The 18845-nt window shown below is 58.9% G+C and carries 15 protein-coding genes; 7 read left to right on the forward strand and 8 right to left on the reverse strand.

What is annotated here, in order from left to right; translation table 11 throughout:
• Positions 1-98 precede the first annotated feature (98 nt).
• Complete coding sequence (locus PMI28_RS21830) at positions 99-1616, reverse strand: AhpA/YtjB family protein (RefSeq protein ID WP_007983948.1); 1518 nt, start codon at positions 1614-1616, stop codon at positions 99-101.
• A gap of 135 nt (positions 1617-1751) precedes the next feature.
• Between PMI28_RS21830 and serB the strand changes: the two genes are divergently transcribed.
• Positions 1752-2966: a phosphoserine phosphatase SerB gene (gene serB, locus PMI28_RS21825; RefSeq protein ID WP_007983950.1), complete on the forward strand. Its 1215-nt coding sequence runs from the start codon at positions 1752-1754 to the stop codon at positions 2964-2966.
• A 113-nt stretch (positions 2967-3079) separates the two neighbouring features.
• Here serB and asd read toward each other — a convergent pair whose 3' ends face one another.
• Genes asd through PMI28_RS21810 form a run of 3 tightly spaced genes read right to left on the reverse strand, consistent with a single transcriptional unit; the run spans position 3080 to position 6354 of the window.
• Complete coding sequence (gene asd, locus PMI28_RS21820) at positions 3080-3940, reverse strand: archaetidylserine decarboxylase (RefSeq protein ID WP_007983952.1); 861 nt, start codon at positions 3938-3940, stop codon at positions 3080-3082.
• 18 nt (positions 3941-3958) lie between these two features.
• On the reverse strand, positions 3959-4774 hold the full coding sequence (locus PMI28_RS21815; protein ID WP_007983955.1) for a rhodanese-like domain-containing protein: 816 nt from the start codon (positions 4772-4774) through the stop codon (positions 3959-3961).
• Positions 4775-4815: 41 nt separating this feature from the next.
• A complete protein-coding gene (locus PMI28_RS21810; protein WP_007983957.1) occupies positions 4816-6354 on the reverse strand; it encodes an HDOD domain-containing protein in 1539 nt (512 codons plus the stop codon).
• 166 nt (positions 6355-6520) lie between these two features.
• Between PMI28_RS21810 and motA the strand changes: the two genes are divergently transcribed.
• Together motA and motB are read left to right on the forward strand one after the other, a co-directional pair.
• On the forward strand, positions 6521-7372 hold the full coding sequence (motA, locus tag PMI28_RS21805) for a flagellar motor stator protein MotA (protein WP_007983959.1): 852 nt from the start codon (positions 6521-6523) through the stop codon (positions 7370-7372).
• A gap of 3 nt (positions 7373-7375) precedes the next feature.
• Entirely contained in the window at positions 7376-8395 is a 1020-nt protein-coding gene (gene motB, locus PMI28_RS21800; RefSeq protein WP_007983960.1) for a flagellar motor protein MotB, read from the forward strand.
• Positions 8396-8633: 238 nt separating this feature from the next.
• Here motB and PMI28_RS21795 read toward each other — a convergent pair whose 3' ends face one another.
• The 4 genes from PMI28_RS21795 to rsgA all read right to left on the reverse strand — a co-directional run bounded on the left by PMI28_RS21795 (position 8634) and on the right by rsgA (position 11725).
• The gene (locus tag PMI28_RS21795; RefSeq protein WP_007983962.1) at positions 8634-9125 is read right to left on the reverse strand and encodes a toll/interleukin-1 receptor domain-containing protein; all 492 of its coding nucleotides are present in this window, start codon (positions 9123-9125) and stop codon (positions 8634-8636) included.
• Positions 9125-10084, reverse strand: coding sequence for a caspase family protein (locus tag PMI28_RS21790; RefSeq protein WP_007983964.1), 960 nt, complete (start codon positions 10082-10084; stop codon positions 9125-9127). Before PMI28_RS21790 ends, PMI28_RS21795 begins: the two co-directional genes overlap by 1 nt.
• 2 nt (positions 10085-10086) lie before the next feature.
• Positions 10087-10494, reverse strand: coding sequence for a TIR domain-containing protein (locus PMI28_RS21785; protein WP_007983965.1), 408 nt, complete (start codon positions 10492-10494; stop codon positions 10087-10089).
• 199 nt (positions 10495-10693) lie between these two features.
• Positions 10694-11725: a small ribosomal subunit biogenesis GTPase RsgA gene (rsgA, locus tag PMI28_RS21780; protein ID WP_007983967.1), complete on the reverse strand. Its 1032-nt coding sequence runs from the start codon at positions 11723-11725 to the stop codon at positions 10694-10696.
• Between the two features lie 107 nt (positions 11726-11832).
• On the opposite strand from rsgA, the gene orn reads away from it, so the two are divergent.
• The 4 genes from orn (at position 11833) to PMI28_RS21760 (ending at position 18737) form a co-directional block, all read left to right on the forward strand.
• Positions 11833-12375, forward strand: a complete 543-nt coding sequence (gene orn / locus PMI28_RS21775) for an oligoribonuclease (protein ID WP_007983969.1) — start codon at positions 11833-11835, stop codon at positions 12373-12375.
• A gap of 231 nt (positions 12376-12606) precedes the next feature.
• Positions 12607-13218, forward strand: coding sequence for a trimeric intracellular cation channel family protein (locus PMI28_RS21770; RefSeq protein ID WP_007983971.1), 612 nt, complete (start codon positions 12607-12609; stop codon positions 13216-13218).
• Positions 13219-13324: 106 nt separating this feature from the next.
• Positions 13325-17341 (forward strand): leucine-rich repeat domain-containing protein, encoded by a 4017-nt coding sequence (locus tag PMI28_RS21765; RefSeq protein ID WP_007983974.1) that lies wholly within the window; start codon positions 13325-13327, stop codon positions 17339-17341.
• A gap of 388 nt (positions 17342-17729) precedes the next feature.
• Positions 17730-18737: a hypothetical protein gene (locus tag PMI28_RS21760; RefSeq protein WP_007983978.1), complete on the forward strand. Its 1008-nt coding sequence runs from the start codon at positions 17730-17732 to the stop codon at positions 18735-18737.
• Positions 18738-18845: the final 108 nt, after the last annotated feature.

Consider the following 18845-nt stretch of genomic DNA (forward strand, 5'->3'; position numbering starts at 1 on the left):
GCCGAACGCAGCCTCGCGGGCTCGGCAGCTGCTACAGGCCACAAAAAACCCGCAGGCGATCACTCGACTGCGGGCTTCGTTGTGGCCGGGCCTAAGGTTTAAGCGCGGCGCTCATGCATCCGCGCCAGTTGCCGCTCCAGCATCGATGGATACGGCTCCATCAACCGCTCCACGCAGCACGCACCTTCAGGGCTGGCAATCGGACGGATCCGTGCGCGCTGGCGGATCAAGGCGTCATCACTGATCTTGCGTTCCACCAGCAGCAGATTGCGACTGTGTTGCGACAGGGCCAGGGCGTCTTGGGCGGAGTCGGTCAGCAGCAGGTCGATCTGGCTCAGGCCGAACAGTTCGTCGCCGAGGGTCAGGCCCAACTGCAATTGCAGGGTGATGCCGCTGTCCGCGACTTCGATCTGCAACTGGTGGCCCAGGGCTCGCAGCAACTCGCCACAGCAAATGGCATTGGTCAGGTAGTCGTCACCGCTGTCTTCGGTGTGGAACAGCATCAGCGTGCTGCCATCGTTCAAGGTCTCCACTTCGCCTTGATACAGCGATGCGGCCTGGTCGAGGCAGTCGCGATAACGTTCGAGCAGTTCCTCCAGGCGCGCCCGCGGCAGGCGTCGCAGTTGCTCCTGGGAGCCCAGTTGCACCGCCAGCACCGCGCTGTGTTGCGGCACGCTCGGCGTGGCCTTGCGAATCACCGGTTGTGGGGTGCTGTCTAGCGACTCATCGCGCAGGTCGGCAAACGGGTCTTCGTCATCGTCGTCTTCGACGGTGCTGACGATCTGCCGTGGCGCAGGCTTGAGCGCCGCTACCGGACGGCTCTCGTCGAAACTCGGGTCGCGCAGGTTACGGACTTCGAAGGCCGGGTCGGCCTCATCGTCGACGTCGTCGAATTCCGGTTCCGGTTCCGGCACAGGGGCGGGCTCCGGGGCGAAGTTGGCGTGCAGCTGACGCGCCAGGTCGCCGATTTCGTCCTGGCGGTCGGTGGCCGGTGTGTATTCATCGATATTGCGCAGCCACACCCGCAATTGCAGCAGCGGCGTGGAGAGATAACGCCCCATGCGCAGGCTCAGGGCCAAAGACAGGGCCAGCAGGATTGCGCTCAGAATACCCATGCTTTGCAGGCTGATGGTCATCGGCTGCTGGAACTGGTCCATGTCCAGGCTGATGCGCAATTGCCCGGCAGTCACGTCCTGGAAGGTGATCTTGCTTTGGTACATGCCCTCGGCTTCGCCCAACAGGCCATGCTTGGGACGCTGGCCAGACTCGGCGAGGATGCGGTTATCCGGGCTGTAGATGGCGGCGTGGGCCACCAGCTTGTTCTTGGTCAGGTTATTGAGCAGCACGTTGAGGCTGAGGATGTCGTTGGACACCAAAAGCTCGGTGGCCGACGTGGCCGTCTGCGTGGTCAGGCTTTCGCCCAGCGCATCTGCCTGCTCGTGCATGGCCTGCTTGAACTGCAAGCCCATCACGCCGGCATAGATGACCAGGGCCAGGGCGACCAGGATCACGTTATGGCTGGCGATGCGCAATGCAATCGGTACACGGCGGTGGCGCAGTGCACGGAAGATCAGCAGGAAGAAGTTATCGGTTTTTACTGGCGTGGGCCGGTTCACTTGAGCTCGGCTCTTTTGTCCGTGAAGTTGACGCGCAGTATAGCGACAGGCCCTAGACCGTCAAAGCGCTCACGGTGCCCGATGGTCACTGAAAGTGGGTAGAATGCGGTTTTTTTCCACCTGCGGGGGTGCGCCTTGCGCGAAATTGTCCTGATAAACATCACGGGAGTCGACCGTCCGGGTCTGACTGCGGCCATTACCGGCGTTCTGGCCCAGGGTGGTGTGAACATTCTCGACATCGGTCAGGCGGTGATCCACGACACCTTGTCGTTCGGCATCCTGGTTGAAATTCCCGACACCGAGCAAGGCAAGTCCGTGCTCAAGGACATCCTGTTCAAGGGCTACGAGCTCGATCAACAGGTGCGTTTCACACCGGTGTCCGAACAGGATTACCAGCAGTGGGTCGGCAACCAGGGCAAAAAACGCCACATCGTGACCCTGTTGACCCGCAAGGTGACAGCCGGGCAGTTGCAGGCCGTGAGTTCGATCACCGCCAAATATGGCCTGAACATCGATCACATCGATCGCTTGTCCGGGCGTATGCCGCTGGACACGCCGGCCGACAAGGGCAAGGGTTGCATCGAGTTCTCCGTGCGCGGCGAAGCGGCTGATCCGCAGGCGCTGCGTGCCGAGTTCCTCAGCGTTGCCCAGGAACTGAACGTCGACATCGCCTTCCAGGAAGATTCGCTGTTTCGTCGCAACCGTCGCCTGGCGGTGTTCGACATGGACTCGACCCTGATCGAAGCCGAAGTGATCGACGAGCTGGCCAAGGCTGCCGGCGTCGGCGACAAAGTATCGGAAATCACCGAGCGGGCGATGGCTGGCGAACTGGACTTCCGCGCCAGCTTCAAAGAGCGCCTGGCCTTGCTCAAGGGGCTGGACGTTGGCGTGCTGGACTCTATCGGCGCCTCGTTGCGTCTGACCGAAGGCGCAGAAACCCTGTTCGCTGAACTCAAGCGCCTGGGCTACAAGACCGCGATCCTGTCGGGCGGGTTCACCTACTTCGCCAAGCAATTGCAGGCGAAGCTGGGTATCGACTATGTGTTTGCCAACGAACTGGAAGTGGTCGACGGCAAAGTCACCGGCGTGGCGGTCGAGCCGATTGTCGATGCACAGCGCAAGGCGGATTTGCTGAGGGAGCTGGCACACAAGGAAGGCTTGCGCCTGGAGCAGACCATTGCGGTCGGTGACGGAGCCAACGATTTGCCGATGCTGGCGATTGCCGGGTTGGGCGTGGCATTCCGTGCCAAGCCGCTGGTCAAGCAGTCGGCCAAGCAGGCGATTTCCACCCTGGGGCTGGACGGTGTGTTGTACCTGCTCGGCTTCCGCGATCGCGACGGACAGCTGTAAAGCAATGTGGGAGCGGGCTTGCTCGCGAAGGCGTCGTCACATTCAACATCTATGTTGACTGTCAGTCCGCTTTCGCGAGCAAGCCCGCTCCCACATTCAGATCTTCATACAGATCAGGCTTTTGGTGAGCCCATGCCCTGACCCATCTGCACCGCTGTACCGGCGGTCATTTCTTCAGCCCACTTCACTTGATCCGGCCCGAATAGTACGACAGCGGTCGAACCCAGCTTGAAGCGACCCAGTTCCGCACCTTTTTCCAGATGGATCGGCGCGCGTGCGGCTTCATCGTAACGGAAGGTTTTCAGCTCGCGCTTCGGCGGCGTGACCAGGCCGGCCCAGACGGTTTCAATCGAAGCCACGATCATCGCGCCCACCAGCACCACGGCCATCGGCCCGCGCTCGGTGTCGAAAATGCACGCTACACGCTCATTGCGGGCGAACAGTTCCGGAACGTTTTCAGCGGTGGTCTGGTTGACCGAGAACAGACGACCCGGGATGTAGATCATCTCGCGCAGGGTGCCGGCCAGAGGCATGTGTACGCGGTGGTAGTCCTTCGGCGACAGGTAGATGGTCGCGAAGTCACCGCCCATGAACGGCGCAGCATTTGCCGCATCACCGCCCAGCAGTTCCAGCACGCTGAAGCTGTGGCCCTTGGCCTGGAACACACGACCGTGTTCGATCGGGCCGAGCTGGCTGATCGCGCCGTCGGCCGGGCTGAGGATCGCGCCCGGAGTTTCGTCCAGCGGACGGGCACCGTCTTTCAGTGCGCGGGTGAAGAACGCGTTGAAGTGTTCGTAGGCAGTCAGGTCTTCGACCAGCGCCTGGGACATGTCCACCTGATAGCGCTTGGCGAACCAGGCGGTAAAGGCATTCTTGAACCAGCGCACGCGGCATTCGGCGATGCAGCCGGCCAGTCGCGAGAGCAAGTTGTGGGGCAGCAGGTACTGGCCGAGGAGAAACAGACGCTTGTTCATTAACAGTCCTTAAAAATCTTAAATTTCTACCGGGGTATCGGGATGGTTGCCCCATTCGCCCCAAGAGCCGGCGTAGCCCTTGACCCGCGGATAACCGAGAGCCTTGGCCACCAGATAGGTGAAACCAGAACGGTGGTGCGTCTGGCAGTGGGTAATCACTTCTTTGTCTTTGCTGATCCCGAGTTGTTCGAGGATCTGCGGCATGTCGGTGCGGATGCGCAACTGGCGTGACGGATCCATACCGGCGGTCCATTCGAAATTGACCGCGCCGGGAATGTGCCCGCCCTTGGCCGCCAACACTTTTTCACCCGAATACTCCAGCGGCCCGCGTGCGTCCCAGATCGCCAGGTCGGCGGCACCGAGACGGCTTTGCAGGTACTCGCGGGTGGCGGTGGGTTCGTCGTGCAAGGTCAGAGAAACCGGACCACCCACGGCTGGCGGGACCTGGATCGACATGGGCAAGCCTTCTGCCAGCCAGGCCGTCAGGCCGCCGTCGACGTAGTGGTACTTGCTGTGGCCGATGACGTCCAGCAGCCAGATAAAGCGTCCGGCCCAACCGCCGCCTTCGTCGTCATACACCACGTAGACGGCATTGGGGTTGTGTCCAAGCTCGCCAAACAACGTTTCCAGCGCTGCCTGCGGCGGCATCAATCCCGGGGCGGGCGCCTGGCCAAGTTGCGTGCGTTTCGGATCGACAAAGCGCGCACCGGGTATGTGCCCTTCGGTGTAGCGGGCGACACTGGTCAAGTCCACCAGAATCAGTTCGCGGGCGTCGAGGCGAGGGAGCAAGTCGCTCGGCTCGATCACCAGCGGCAAGCCAGAGAAGTCAGACATGTGAGGTCTCCAGAGCACAAAAGGGAGGATTGTAACGCAGCTTATTGGCCTCGGTGGCTAAAGCTGTGCAGGGCTTTTTCGATGCATTGCGCGGTTTTGCCGAAGGCCTGTACGGAAATTTCCGAAAACGGCCCGCCGCCCTGATCTGCCACGACGATCATGATCACCCGGCCATTATTGACCAGCGAGCGCAGCAGCAGATGTTCGCCGCTGAACTGCGAACGCAGGCTGTTGGGCAACAGGGCCGAGAATTGCGTGTTGTTGGCTGGCGTCAGGCGCACCTGGGCCTGTTGCGCGAGCAGGCGTTGCAACACGTTGCTCTGGCTGACCACAAAGTTCAGCCCGGCCGCTTCCTTTGGCAGGCCGGCCGTCTGGTGCACGCGCAGATTGGCGTGGCTGCGGTCGGCCATCAGGATCATCACCCGACGCATGCCGCAGGCCACGAGGGCGTCCCGGGCAGCGATGGTCAAGTGCATGGCGTTGGTGAAACGACTCGGCTCGACCAGCAATTCGGCGCATTGCTTGCGCCACATCGCCAGCTCTTCGGCGTTCGGTGCCGCCGCCGGCAGCAAACCGGCGTGGATACGGTTCATGCCCCACGGCCAGATCAGCGATTCGGCGGGGTGCCAGAGGTCGGGCATGGCGTGTTGACGTGCACTGTTGGCAGCTTGCTGGTGCAATTGCTGCTGCACCTCGTCCATCGGCATTTGCAGGTAAAGGCTGGTCAGGAGCTGCCAGCGCTCACTGTGCGGGCTGTCCCAGGCGTGTTGTGCCGACAGCGCCAGACCGTTGGCCAGCAGCACCGTGTTGGCCGGTTGATTGAGCCAGCGGCGCAGGGTCGGATCGTCATCAAGGCGGTTCTGCTGGCGCAGTGGATGCTCGCTGTCACGGGCGATGCGCAGGACTTTCACCAGTTCCCGCTGTTCAGTGAGCAACAGCCGATAACCCTGCTGCACCCAGATCGGCAAGCGCCAGATCTCCACCAGCGCCTGGCCGATGTCCAGCAGGCGTACGCCAAACAGTTGCTGTTCGACTTTGCGTGCCGACTCACCTTTATGGATGACTCGCAACTCCCAGTCTTCGAGCAGTTTTGGATGGGTCAGTGCCAACGGCCACAGGGGCGAAAGAAACAGCAGGCTGCCCCAGTGGATGTCCTGCCACAGGCGTGCCAGGCGACTGGCAAAAAAACCGTTGGCCTGTTGCGTGGCGTGCTGGCTGATCATCTGCAACTGACGCAGGACTTTGGGAATATCGGACTGGGGTTGGGCGGGCAGGCGCGCGAGCAGCTCTTCCGTGCGCTTCAAGCCGAGGCGATTGATCGCGATCTCAAGGTTTTCCGCCGGCTCGGTCATGCTGCCGTGGGTGTGCCGGTTGGCCTCGCGGATGACACTCAGGGCCAGGGCCGGGCTGTCCTGCATCAATTCAGTGATATCGCGCAGCGAGCTGCGACTGTCGCGGATCGCCCGGCAGACTCGGTCGTGACTGTCCTGCGGAACCGGCAGGCGCACACTATCCAGAAGCTTGACCCAACCTTCGAGCGTCGTCGGTCTTGGCGTTGGAACGTTCGTTTCGTTAACCATGGTGGGAGGCGATCATCGTCAACATTACCTATGCCCGGATTGGGTCAAATTGGCTTTTCGCCTGAACGGCCTATAGTCTGGCGCAGTTTTGCCGATAAGTAGAAGAAGAGATTTTTTAACTTCCGAATATGACCTTGAACCCGACTCAGTAAGTGCTCTCCTACCTATGGCTAAAATTATCGGCATCATCGTCGTATTCGCGAGCGTGCTCGGCGGATACGTGCTCTCCCACGGCAAAATCGGCGCTCTCATCCAGCCTTTCGAGGTGATGATTATCGGGGGGGCGGCCCTTGGCGCATTCCTGCAGGCAAACCCCGGCCACATGACGATGCGCGTGCTCAAGAAGGCCTTGGGCATGTTCGGTTCGCGCTTCAACCACGGCTTCTATCTGGAAGTGCTGGGGCTGATCTACGAGATCCTCAACAAGAGCCGGCGCGAAGGCATGATGGCGATCGAAGGTGACATCGAAGACGCCGCCGCGAGCCCGATCTTCGCCAAGTACCCGACGGTATTGAAAGATGAGCGCATGACCGCGTACATCTGCGATTACCTGCGCATCATGTCCTCCGGCAACATGGCTCCCCATGAGCTTGAAGGCTTGTTCGACATGGAGCTGACCAGCCTCAAGGAAGACCTGGACCATCCCTCCCACGCAGTCAACGGCATCGCCGACGCCATGCCCGGTTTCGGTATCGTCGCGGCGGTATTGGGTATCGTGGTGACCATGGCGTCCCTGGGTGAAAGCGACCAGAAAATGATCGGTCTGCACGTCGGTGCAGCGCTGGTAGGTACCTTCTTCGGTATTCTCGCCGCCTACGGTTTCTTCGGTCCGTTGGCCCACGCCCTGGGTCACGATGCCAAGGAAGAACTGAACGTCTACGAAGCCATCAAGGCCTCTTTGGTCGCTTCGGCTTCCGGCATGCCGCCATCGCTGGCGGTGGAATTCGGCCGCAAGGTTCTGTATCCGGCGCACCGTCCCAGCTTCGCTGAGCTGGAACAAGCGGTTCGCGGTCGCTAAGTCATGGAAAATAACCAGCCAATAATCATCAAGCGCGTCAAGAAATACGCGGGCGGGCACCACGGGGGCTCGTGGAAAATCGCCTTCGCGGACTTCGCGACAGCGATGATGGCGTTCTTCCTGGTGTTATGGCTGTTGTCCACGGCAACGCCGGAACAGAAGATCGCCATCGCCGGTTACTTCAAGGACCCGATCGGTTTCTCCGAAAGCGGCACGCCGTACATCATCGATCTGGGCGGCACGCCGACCCTGGCGCCGGAAAACACCCTCAACCCCGAGGTGAAGTCCCAGCCACAGCCCGACAAGGTCACCATCGATACCGACCAGGTTGAAGGCATGGCCGAGCAGGTCGAAAAAGAACGCCTCGAACTGTTGCTGCAAGAACTGCAGAACAAGGTCGAAGAAAACCCGCAACTGCAGAAGTTCAAGGACCAGATCCTGTTCGAAATCACTCCGGACGGCCTGCGCATCCAGATCGTGGATGCCGAGAACCGGCCGATGTTCGACTCTGGCAGCGCGCGTTTGAAGCCGTATTTCGAAGACATCCTGCTGGCCATGGCCGACACCATCAAAGCGGTGCCGAACAAGATCAGCATCAGCGGCCACACCGATGCCAAGCCGTACACCGGCACCGGTGATTTCGGTAACTGGGAGCTTTCAGCCAACCGTGCCAACGCCGCACGTCGTGCGCTGGTGGCCGGCAGCTACCCGGAGGCGCAGGTGGCGCGCGTGGTTGGTTATGCCTCGTCGGCCCTGTTCGATCGCGAGCATCCGTTCAACCCGGTCAACCGTCGCATCGACATCGTGGTGCTGACCAAGAAAGCCCAGCATGCGATCGAAGGTTCGCAAGGCGCGGAGCCGGCACCTGATGCTCCGCAAGGTTCGGCAGCTCCGGCAACCGCACCGGCCGACCCGAACGCGTTGCCGGCGGACAAGGAGCCGCTGCCGGCCCACGAGCTGCGCGAACGGTTGAATCTGTTTGATGCTCCGGTGCCGAAACCGGGTGAAGCGCCCAAGCAGTGACGCACAAAAAAGCCGACAGCGATGTCGGCTTTTTTGTGCGGCTTTCACTGGTTTGGAGGCCACCAGGGGCATGATCGCCTGTAGGAGCCAGCTTGCTGGCGATGGTCGTCAACGATAACGCGTGCTGTCTGGATCCACTTGGCGTACTGGAGTCCATCGCCAGCAAGCTGGCTCCTACAGATGGTGGGTGAGAGAAACCCCGACCGGTCAAGTGGACGGATCGGGGAGCAGAGTGGCGTCAGAACCCGCGGATGATTCGGGACTTGAGGTCGGCGTGGAAGCGATCCGCATTGGATTTGTTAACGCTGCGCACCGATTCGCTACCGGTCACCGAATCCAGCGACATCGAGCGCTTGAGCGTCGCTTCGTTTCGATAGGCATCGATAAAGAACTCGATGTCCCGGTCGCTGGTCAGCTTCGGCCACTTATCGAGGTACAGCGGCAGCTCTGCCGGGCCGGTCTTGAACGAGCAGATACGCCGGTTGGTGATGGTCGCCTCGCCGATTTCGAACGGCACCCACCAGGACAGCGCGGTTTTCTCCGACACCACCGCCAGCAGGTGCGTGCATTCGCTGATGTTGCGGGTAATCACCCCGGTAATGTCGTCGGTGGTCTGGGATTCGGCATCCAGTACATCGAGGTAGGTCTTGATGCTGGCCTGCATCAGGCGCGTGTTGATTTTGACCGCGTGGGCGCGATCCATGTGGCGGTAGCTGATAAACACTGGCATCAGAAATGTCCCTTGATCGCGAGTTCGCGGTAATAGGCGCCGAGGGCGGTGAGGCGGCAGCCGGTGGCGTGAATGGCGGCGTAATACATGTGCTCGGCGTCCACCGGTTCGATGAGGCTGTGGCGGTTGCACTTTTGCAACTGGGCGAAGACCTCGCCGTGTTCCGGGTTGAATTCCGGTTCGGTGGGTTCAAAGCTGGGCGCGAGGGGGTACACCGACTCGGCTTCGGCAAACCATTCGGGGAGTTTGCGCAGGATTTCCTTGGGGATCAGCGGCGAAACTTCGCGCAGGGAAATGAACTGCGACACATTGGTCTTGAACACCGGGCGCTGTTCCCAGGCATCAAGGGCATTGTCGACAAACGAATAGAGGCTGCCGGGCGTGATTTTGCCCAGGATGTTCGCTGCACCACCGTGCAGGGCCTGGAGCAACAAACCGGTGAACACACCATGTTGCACGCCTTCCATCGCCGGTTCTTCCTTTTTGCAGGCAGTCAGAATGGTCATGCCTTCGCCGACCACGCAGCCCTCACTGCGCAAGGCTCGCAGTTCGCCGGCCGAGCCGCTCTGGCAACAGTCGAGAATGATCACTTTGTTTTTGATCTTCGTGGCTTTGCTCGCCCAGTTAAGAATGTCGCTGAGGCGAATCCCGTCCTTGGCGCTCTTGTAATCCTGCGGGATCAACATGCCTTCGTCGGTGTCGGTGTCGAAGCTGCCGTGGCCGGCGAAATACAGCAGCGCGACATTGCAGTCCCCGGCAAACAGCTCGCGGATCTGGTCTTCGAGTTTTTCCCGGCTCAGGTAGTCCTCGGCGGATGTCAGTACGATGTTCTTGAAGTTCGGATCGCCATTGGCGTCAGTCTTCAGCACGGAGGCCATGGCCATTGCGTCATTGCTGCAACCGCTCAGCCACGAAACGTGGGTGTAGTCGTTGATGCCGATAAACAGTCCCTTGCGCATGGTTACACCGCCGTATGCTGGCGAATTGCGCTGATGATGCTGTTGGTGTTCCACGCACATTCGGCATGTGCCGCATCACGTACCACCGTGGAGATCCGCTCGGCGCCGAACGGCTTGATCGCAATGATCACCTTGCCCATGCGCTTGGCGATCTCGATTTCCTTGTTGATCCACTTGCTGTAGGTGGAATACATCCCGGCCATGATCAGCACCGCCGAACACGGGCGGATCATGTTTTCGATGGCCTCCTCAAGTTGTTTGTCGGTTTTCGTGCCGACAATCGGGTTGTCCGGTGGCACCGAAAAATTCTTGTAGGTGAAACCAGGCTTGGCGTTGAGCAGGCGCACGAGATTGTCGTGGGCGTCGGAGTAGTTCCACGAGTGGCTGATGAACAGATGGTAGATTTGCATGGGTGTCCCTCGGTGTCGCTGGAGTGCGAAGAGGGTTTGAACTTAGGCGATTGAAGGGCGACCACAAGGGGCGGGGGCGGAAAGAGAAACGCCCTACAAGCAAGCGTGCGCAAGCCTTACAGAAAAATCTGATGTTTAAGTGGGGGAAAGATCCAGCCGCCGGCCGCCCCGCTGTAGTCAGGGCGGCCGGCACGTCTGTTTAGTAGCCGTTTTCCGGCAGGCTGGCGATGATCGAGCGGTAGCTGTTCATCCGTTGTTGCTGCACGCGGCCGTCTTCAAGGGCCTTGAGCAGGGCGCAACCGGGTTCGCGGTCATGCTTGCAGTCGCGGAAGCGGCAGGTGCCAAGCAGGTCGTTGAACTCGATGAAACCGGCCTCGACATCGGCACGGCTGACATGGCCCAGGCCGAATTCGCGGATACCCGGGGAGTCGATCAGCTCACCACCGCCAGGGAAGTGGAACAGCCGCGCGGTGGTGGTGGTGTGGGTGCCCTGGCCGGACAGCTCGGACAGCGGGCCGACGCGGGCTTCGACATCCGGCAGCAGGCTGTTGACCAACGACGACTTGCCGACGCCGGACTGGCCGACGAACACGCTGATGCGCCCGTCCAGTTGTGCCTGCAATTGCTCCATACCATTGCCGTGGTGCGCTGACACTTCCAGCACCGGATAACCGAGGGTACGGTAAACCGCGAGCAAGGCATTCAGCGCAGGCGCGTTGTTTTCATCGATCAGGTCGAACTTGTTCAGCAACAACAGCGGCTTGATGCCCGCATGCTCGGCCGCCACCAGATAGCGGTCGATCAGGTTGGCGTGGGGCTCGGGCAGCGGCGCAAACACGATGACGATCATGTCGACGTTGGCCGCTACCGGCTTGAGCTGGCCTCGGCTGTCCGGGCGGCACAGCTCGGTGTTGCGCGGCAGTTGCGCCACGATCACACCGATGCCCTGGTTGCCGGCGCGCCACACCACCTGATCGCCGGTCACCAGCGCTGGCAGGTTGGCGCGCAGGTGGCAACGGAACACCTGGCCGGCCAGTTCGCCGTCGCGGGCCTCGACTTCGACCTGCACACCGAAGTGCGCGATCACCAGACCGTGCTGTTCCGGGCCCAGGTCGCCACCCTCAAGTGCCTCGACAGCCGAGGACTCGCGTTTGGCGGCGCGGGCGGCGCGTTCGCCCTGAATCTTTTCGATGCGCCAGTTTTGACGACGATTGAGTTGGCGTTTGGCCATGGGTGTTCCGTATAAAGAATGCAGCGATTAGGTAAAACGGCCGCGAGTTTAGCACGCCCGGCCACCGGCCTAGGCTAAACTGCGCAGCATTGCCTAGGAGCCGACACATGCAAAACCCGCAGAACCTGATCTGGATCGACCTGGAAATGACCGGTCTGAACCCTGATACCGATGTCATCATCGAAATGGCCACCATCGTCACCGACAGTGACCTGAACACCCTGGCCGAAGGCCCGGTGATCGCCATTCACCACAGCGACGAAATCCTCGCCGGCATGGACGAGTGGAACACCCGTCAACATGGCGGTTCCGGGCTGACCCAGCGGGTTCGCGACAGCCGCATCAGCATGGCCGAAGCCGAAGCCGAAACCATCGCCTTCCTGGAAAAGTGGGTGCCGAAGGGCAAGTCGCCAATTTGCGGCAATAGCATTTGCCAGGATCGTCGCTTCCTTTATACCCACATGAAGTCCCTGGAAAGCTACTTCCATTACCGCAACCTCGACGTGTCGACCCTGAAAGAGCTGGCCGCACGCTGGGCGCCGGACGTGCGTGACAGCTTCAAGAAAGGCAGCACTCACCTGGCGCTGGACGACATCCGCGAATCGATCGCTGAATTGCAGCACTACCGCAAGCATTTCATCAAGGCCTGATGGTGTCCGGCGAGGGCTTTTTGTGGCGAGGGAGCTTGCTCCCGCCCGGCTGCGAAGCAGTCGTGAGATCTGTGCGCACGGTGTGACTGAAGAAAACAGGGGAGCGCTTCGCACTCCAGCGGGACGGTGAGGCGATCCGACAAGCCCCCTCGCCACTGGTTCTCTGCTTGCCCTCTTTTGGTGCCTGGGTGAACTGAGTAGACTGCGCGCCTTTCTGCAAGGACCGCCACCATGCTGCTGATGCTCTACCTGATCGCCATTACCACCGAAGCCATGACTGGCGCCTTGTCTGCCGGCCGGCGCGGCATGGACTGGTTTGGTGTGGTGCTGATCGCTTGTGTCACTGCGCTGGGTGGCGGTTCGGTACGCGATGTGTTGCTCGGGCACTACCCGCTGACCTGGGTCAAACACCCGGAATACCTGGTACTGACCACGGCTGCTGCGATGATCACGGTGTTCACGGCGCGCTGGATGCGCCATTTGCGCTCGCTGTTTCTGGTGCTCGATGCCATGGGCCTGGTGGCTTTCACCCTGATCGGCTGCATCACCGCCCTGGAAATGGGCCATGGCATGTTGGTGGCATCGGTCAGCGGCGTGATCACCGGGGTTTTCGGCGGCATCCTGCGGGACATTTTCTGCAACGACATTCCGCTGATCTTCCGGCGCGAACTCTACGCCAGTGTGTCGTTTTCGGCGGCGTGGTGTTACATGCTGTGCATCTACCTGCAATTACCTGGCGAACAATCGATTCTGATCACTCTGTTCGGTGGCTTTCTGCTGCGTTTGCTGGCCATCCGCTTCCATTGGGAGATGCCAAAGTTTGTGTATAACGACGAACATTGACCGTTGCTTGCCACAGTTTGCGTGATTGAGTGCGTTAACTATGTAGGCTTTTCCGGGCGATGAGTTCCCTAAGCTGAAGTTTCATTTCGGCTTGGAGACTGATTATATGTTTGAAGTGCCCGCACAACAGCGTCCCGACAGTAAGCATCGCCTGCTAATAGAAGAAAAAATTCCGGATTGGCTGATCCAGGCGTTGCCCCACAGGCGCCAGGCGTTGCAGCGTACCCCCGTGGTTATTCCCGATTGGTACAGAGCCGCCTCAGCCGCTTCGCATGCACAACTGGCGCAAGCCGTTAAAGCCAGTTGGCTGTCGCAGACCCGCCTGGACAAGGTGTTCGAGCCGCTGGCGGATGCCCGTCGGTTCGCCGAACCCTTGTTGCGAAAGGCGTTGAAAGATCGCTTTGATATTGAGCTGGATGTCGCGCGAACGTACCTGCGGCTCTATCTGCCCAAAGGTGTGTTGACCGCGTATCAAGTTAAAACCCTTTCACTGCTGGATGCAGCCCTGCACAACTTCGAGAAAAAAGAGTCGACCGACAACTATTTCGGACACGCCTCTGGTTTTATCAATGAGCCCGACAATCGTGGCCATTTCAAAGTACTCCCGATTAATGAACGGATAAGTATCAGTGCATTTGTTTCGATGTGCCGGGAGTTAGATATTGGCGGCCAGTACTCACGACAACTGCAAGCTCTGTTATTACCCGGGGATGCGGTGGCCAAAGCGGTGCTGGAACTGAGGGTCAAGGCCAGTCAGAAAGATGCATTCAGGGCGGCCGTGCTCCTGGCTCGGATGAAAGGCGATATCGGCGCGGACTCGCAGCAAAGGCTGTTGCAGCTGGCTGATGGCGTGGCGAGTCCGGCATTGCACTGCCATCAGTTACAGATCATGACGGCCAGGCTGACCGGGATTATGGTGCTGGCGGGTGACCTTGAACGTTCGTCCAGAGTAGAGCCGCTGGTGGTGTACATACCCGATGATCCGCAGCATCCGCTCAAGGAATATCCGTCGACCCAGGCGTTCAGGGCGACATTGACCGAACAACTGCGCACACCCGCCTATCAGGCATTTTTTGCGCGGTTTATCGCGCATGAGCAACGCGGGCAGTTCTTTGCCATGCTCGACCAGCGTCTGAATGTTGTGACCTGGCATCCACCACAAGCCAATGATCCGCAACCCGCCTGGCGCCGCACTCCCGTCGACAATCCTGCGCTGCACTTTGACGCGCATCGAACCCCGGCTGATCCTTGGCAATGGCTGTATCAGGACACGCTCAACAAAATCCTCAATGACGCGCGCAACATCGCCGTGCCCACGGCGGATGAAGACCGTAAGTCGCGCTGGGCGTTGTGGGACAGTCTGCAAAACGTAGCATCGATCGTCATGCAGGTCGCGACACTGGTGGCGATCCCTTTCGTGCCGTTTCTGGGCGAATTGATGCTGGCCTACACCGCTTATCAACTGCTCGACGAAACCTTTACCGGCATTCTCGATTGGGCGGACGGGCAAGTGATCGAGGCCGCCGACCACCTGCTGACCATCGCCGAAAACATGGCGCAACTGGCAGCCTTCGGAGTGGCCGCAGCCGTAGCTGGCAAAGTATTGGCCATCAAGCCTTCGGAGTTTGTGGAGGGGCTCAAACCGGTTGAGCTGTACGACGGCCGCATACGTTTATGGAATCCCGACCTCCAGCCCTATGAGCAACCGGCTTCGCTGCCCCTCCAGGGCGAACCGGACGAACTGGGCTTACAGCATCAAGCAGGCAAAACCTTTCTCACCCTTGACGCGCGCACTTATGAAGTCGCTGCCGACACTCAGGGTGACGCCTATCACGTCCGCCACCCGCAGCGACCGAACGCCTACCGACCGCAACTGACCCACAACAACACCGGCGCCTGGGCCCATGAGGTCGAGCGACCGATGGAGTGGCAAGGCGCGCAACTGTTCCGGCGTCTGGGGCATTCGGTCGCGGAGTTTTCCGATGAGACGGCACGACACATCCTCACGATTAGCGGGGTCGATGAAGCGATGTTGCGGCACCTGCACGTTCATGCACGGCGTCCGCCGGCCTTGCTCAAGGACACTGTTCGGCGATTCAAGCTCGATCGGCGGATTGAAAAGTTCAGGGTGCAAATGTCCAGCAGCGATCCGGCGATCTACACCGACGCCGATGCACAGTTGCAACTGCATGTACTGAAGGGGCAGCAGGTCAATTTGTCGCAGAGTCAGTTACGCCATGCCAACGTGATTCAAACCGTCGTGGAAACGCTGGAGGAGGGTGCTCTGAAAAAACTCCTTGGATTGAGTCCTGCGCCTGGTGACAGTTTGCCGGCGATCCCTGTTCGCGCTGCCCTGCTGCGCATCAGAATGGCCGACTGGGTGCAGGAACAGCGAGTACGGCTGTTCAACTTGCTGGAGGATTCATTTGAGCTGAGCGCGGACGCGCCAACCCGGCAAATTCGCAGGATCTTCCCTGAGCTGCCGCGATCCATCGCCGAAGAGTTCTGGTCCGAGGCCAGCGCGAGCGACCGTTTGCACCTGCTCAACAAACCGGGAATCCCCCGGCACATGGCGCACGAAGCGTTGTTCTACCTGCGAGAGGTGCGCCTGAGCCGTGCCTATGAGGGGCTGTACCTGGAGGCGCGAGCCAGCGTGGATAGCGATGTCCTGGCGCTGCACATGCTCGAAACCGTGAACGGCTGGTCCCCGGACATTCGTATCGAGGTGCGGGACGGACATTTCGATGGTGCCTTGCTGGACAGTATCGGCGGGTCCGACGTGCCAATCCGCAAGGTTATGGTCAGGCAAAACGTTGGTTACCGGGCATACAGTGGGGCCGGTGAAGAGTTGCATGGCTTCGACGATTTTTTCAGTGCAGTGCAACATGCTCTCCCTGATGCGCAACGCAAAGCGCTTGGTCTGCCCCATGTCGGGCAGGGTGGCGAACTCAAGCTGATGCTCAGGAAGCAGGCACCTTTGCCTCGCTCGCAGCTCAGGGCACTGCTGGGGCAGCCACCACTGGATCCCGCGTTGCGTTCACCCATGGCGCTTGCGGTGGGGCGTCCCGGCTATCTACTGGGCGGCGGCGATTTCAAACCGTTGCATACGGAGTCTGTTGCGCAGCGAATGCGCAGGCTGTTCCCCACGCTCAATGAAGAGGAACTGGAAACCTTGCGCCGGGAGTTGTTGCATACCGAGCCGCTGGTGGCGATGGCACGTCTGGAAAACGAATACGTCGCGTTGGTCAATGATCTGCAAGTGTGGGTCGGCGAAGTGCCTTCCCATGACCCGCTGTCCGGCATCGCATTGACGGCCGAGGGCGCTGCCAGCCAAAGGCGCTACCGGGAAGCGTTTGCTGACGTGGTGCAAGCGAGTTGGAGTCGGCGCCTGACGGCGCAGAACCGGTTTGATACCGGCAGGTTCTTTTCCAAACTCGACATCCTCGGTGATTTACCCGAGTTGTCGGCGGATTTCAGTCATGTGTCCGAATTCCTGTTGATCAATACAAGCCCGTTTTTGAGCGCTGGCAAATTCCTGAAGGGCTTTACCGGTTTGAAGTATCTGACGATCAGGGGAGTTCGCCTCGATGGTTTCCCGATTGAAACCTTCCAGATGCGCTCGCTCATCAGTCTGACGCTGGACGATTGCAACCTTCGCCTGAGCGAAGCCACCGTGGAGGGGTTGGCCCATATGGAAAGTCTTGAAGAACTGGAGTTGGACAACAATCTCCTGGGCCTTACACCTGATGTTGGTTATATCAAAGGCCTGCAGCGTCTGAGCCTGAAATCCACCGGATTGGCCGAGGCACCTCACGGGCTCTTCAACCTGGAAAAATTGCGCTTTGCGGATTTGACGTTCAATCGGATTGTCGATTTGCCGGACGAGTTGTTCGACGTTCCAGACACGCAGCCGACCAATTTCAATTTTTGTGACAACCCGTTGAGCGATGAAAGCAGGCAACGTATCTCCCGGTATGTCGAAAATTCAGGCCTGGATCGAAAAGTCTTGATTCAATTCGATGATGAAGTGAGTGCGCAAAGTGAAGATGAGTTTGAAGATGGCTTCAATTCGGAGTCTGATGAGAGTGGGGTCGAAAGTGGCGAAGAAAGTGATGCTCGCTAGTGTTTTTTAGTTGAGGCTGTGTTTTGTTGTTGTCTCGGTGGTTGATACAGGTTTGTTTGGTTGTAAAGGGGTGGTATCGGTTGGCCATTCATGTCATGAGTGGCAGGCCGGATGGAGTTTTGTAGTGGGTTTGAGTTGTGTGCTTTATGTGTTGAGGAAATGAATTTTATAAAAGTTTTTTGTTTTTGTAATCTTGGGTAACGTTATTGGATGTCAACTTCAGTAAGTAAGTTATGAAGCTGTTGTCGTGTGGTTTTTCCTGGCTGGTAGGCATTTTGCGCCTGTGTTATTTCTTTCGCTCAATCACTCGTTGTTGAAGTTTCATGAGGGTTCAGCAGCGAATAACTGCAGTCGATATGCTGCGCAAATAGATAGTTAGGAGTTAACCATGATTATTGCTGAACAGTTGTCGGGTACATCCAGTGTCAATGTTGAAGTCGCGAACAATCCGGCAGTAGCCATCAGTCAGTTCGAAGTCAAGTTCGATGCGGACTCTGCCATTCGCAATAAAAGCTTGTACGGCAATGGTCGGATGCAGGTCCGGGTAGTGGTGTTGATATCCGTAATGGACAAGGATGGCAACGTAGTGCCCTTGCCGAAGTCTGTTGAGGAATCGGTTTTTCCGATTTATTACAATGGAGGTCAATCCCTGGGCGGGAACTGGTTTGTATGGGGGGTGGAGAATGACTATTTACATGAATTGCCCTCAAACACTTTGTCCAAACACGGCGTTCTCTCAGAAACAAAAACAAGCAACCTGAACCAGCAAATTCCCAAACCTCTGGAATTCTGGATTTCATCCGAGATTGTCGGCACCGCTCAAATCGGGGCAAAGGTGGAGCTCAATGGTGAGACGATCAGAACCAACAACACCGGCGCGAACAAGTTCGACAGCAGCGTAACGCTCAACGCTCTATTGCCGGTGGTGTACCCAATCGATTATTTCAGTCTTCAAACGGTGCGTGTGGAGAACGCGCCGAGCCTTAGCCCGATGAACAAAATATATCTGAGTTTGAATCCACCGGGCAGAAGCGTGCAGTTGCGCCGCTGGCAGGAGCGGAACGGTTCGGTAGGCCTCCCTGGCAGTGAGGTTTTCCGTGATGTGAAGGCGCCGAAAATCTGGACCTTCTTTTATGCATTGGCCCACGAGGAGACTAAAACCTATCCGGTCCCCTTGATGAATGGGGGCGGGACATTCCCTGTTTCGGTAAATGACCGGCGTGGTGAGCTTACCCTTGTTTCGGTCCTGAATTACCAAACTGCATCAGGCCCGAAAAAACTGGGTGTATTTTATTTCTCTGCTATTGATGAATACGGTACTGAGCATAGATTGAGCCTGCGACCAATATTTTATGCTGACAATCAACTAAAAGATATCTTCCTGGATCGTGGTTGATAGTGGTTTAACGTTCCGCTATTAAAGAGTCGGGCCAACTCGGTTTAATACGCCGGTTGGTCCGGTGCTTGATTGTGTCATTTTCACTTATTGGCAATGTGGCGGAGG

Source organism: Pseudomonas sp. GM48 (genome assembly GCF_000282335.1).
In the GTDB taxonomy this organism is placed as follows: Bacteria; Pseudomonadota; Gammaproteobacteria; order Pseudomonadales; family Pseudomonadaceae; genus Aquipseudomonas.

What these genes read in the sequence shown, in the direction of transcription:
- asd (WP_007983952.1), bottom strand. Translation starts at nt 3,940, where the DNA reads ATGAACAAGCGTCTGTTTCTCCTCGGCCAGTACCTGCTGCCCCACAAC.
- PMI28_RS21815 (WP_007983955.1), bottom strand. Translation starts at nt 4,774, where the DNA reads ATGTCTGACTTCTCTGGCTTGCCGCTGGTGATCGAGCCGAGCGACTTG.
- PMI28_RS21810 (WP_007983957.1), bottom strand. Translation starts at nt 6,354, where the DNA reads ATGGTTAACGAAACGAACGTTCCAACGCCAAGACCGACGACGCTCGAA.
- motA (WP_007983959.1), top strand. Translation starts at nt 6,521, where the DNA reads ATGGCTAAAATTATCGGCATCATCGTCGTATTCGCGAGCGTGCTCGGC.
- motB (WP_007983960.1), top strand. Translation starts at nt 7,376, where the DNA reads ATGGAAAATAACCAGCCAATAATCATCAAGCGCGTCAAGAAATACGCG.
- PMI28_RS21795 (WP_007983962.1), bottom strand. Translation starts at nt 9,125, where the DNA reads ATGCCAGTGTTTATCAGCTACCGCCACATGGATCGCGCCCACGCGGTC.
- PMI28_RS21790 (WP_007983964.1), bottom strand. Translation starts at nt 10,084, where the DNA reads ATGCGCAAGGGACTGTTTATCGGCATCAACGACTACACCCACGTTTCG.
- PMI28_RS21785 (WP_007983965.1), bottom strand. Translation starts at nt 10,494, where the DNA reads ATGCAAATCTACCATCTGTTCATCAGCCACTCGTGGAACTACTCCGAC.
- rsgA (WP_007983967.1), bottom strand. Translation starts at nt 11,725, where the DNA reads ATGGCCAAACGCCAACTCAATCGTCGTCAAAACTGGCGCATCGAAAAG.
- orn (WP_007983969.1), top strand. Translation starts at nt 11,833, where the DNA reads ATGCAAAACCCGCAGAACCTGATCTGGATCGACCTGGAAATGACCGGT.
- PMI28_RS21770 (WP_007983971.1), top strand. Translation starts at nt 12,607, where the DNA reads ATGCTGCTGATGCTCTACCTGATCGCCATTACCACCGAAGCCATGACT.
- PMI28_RS21765 (WP_007983974.1), top strand. Translation starts at nt 13,325, where the DNA reads ATGTTTGAAGTGCCCGCACAACAGCGTCCCGACAGTAAGCATCGCCTG.
- PMI28_RS21760 (WP_007983978.1), top strand. Translation starts at nt 17,730, where the DNA reads ATGATTATTGCTGAACAGTTGTCGGGTACATCCAGTGTCAATGTTGAA.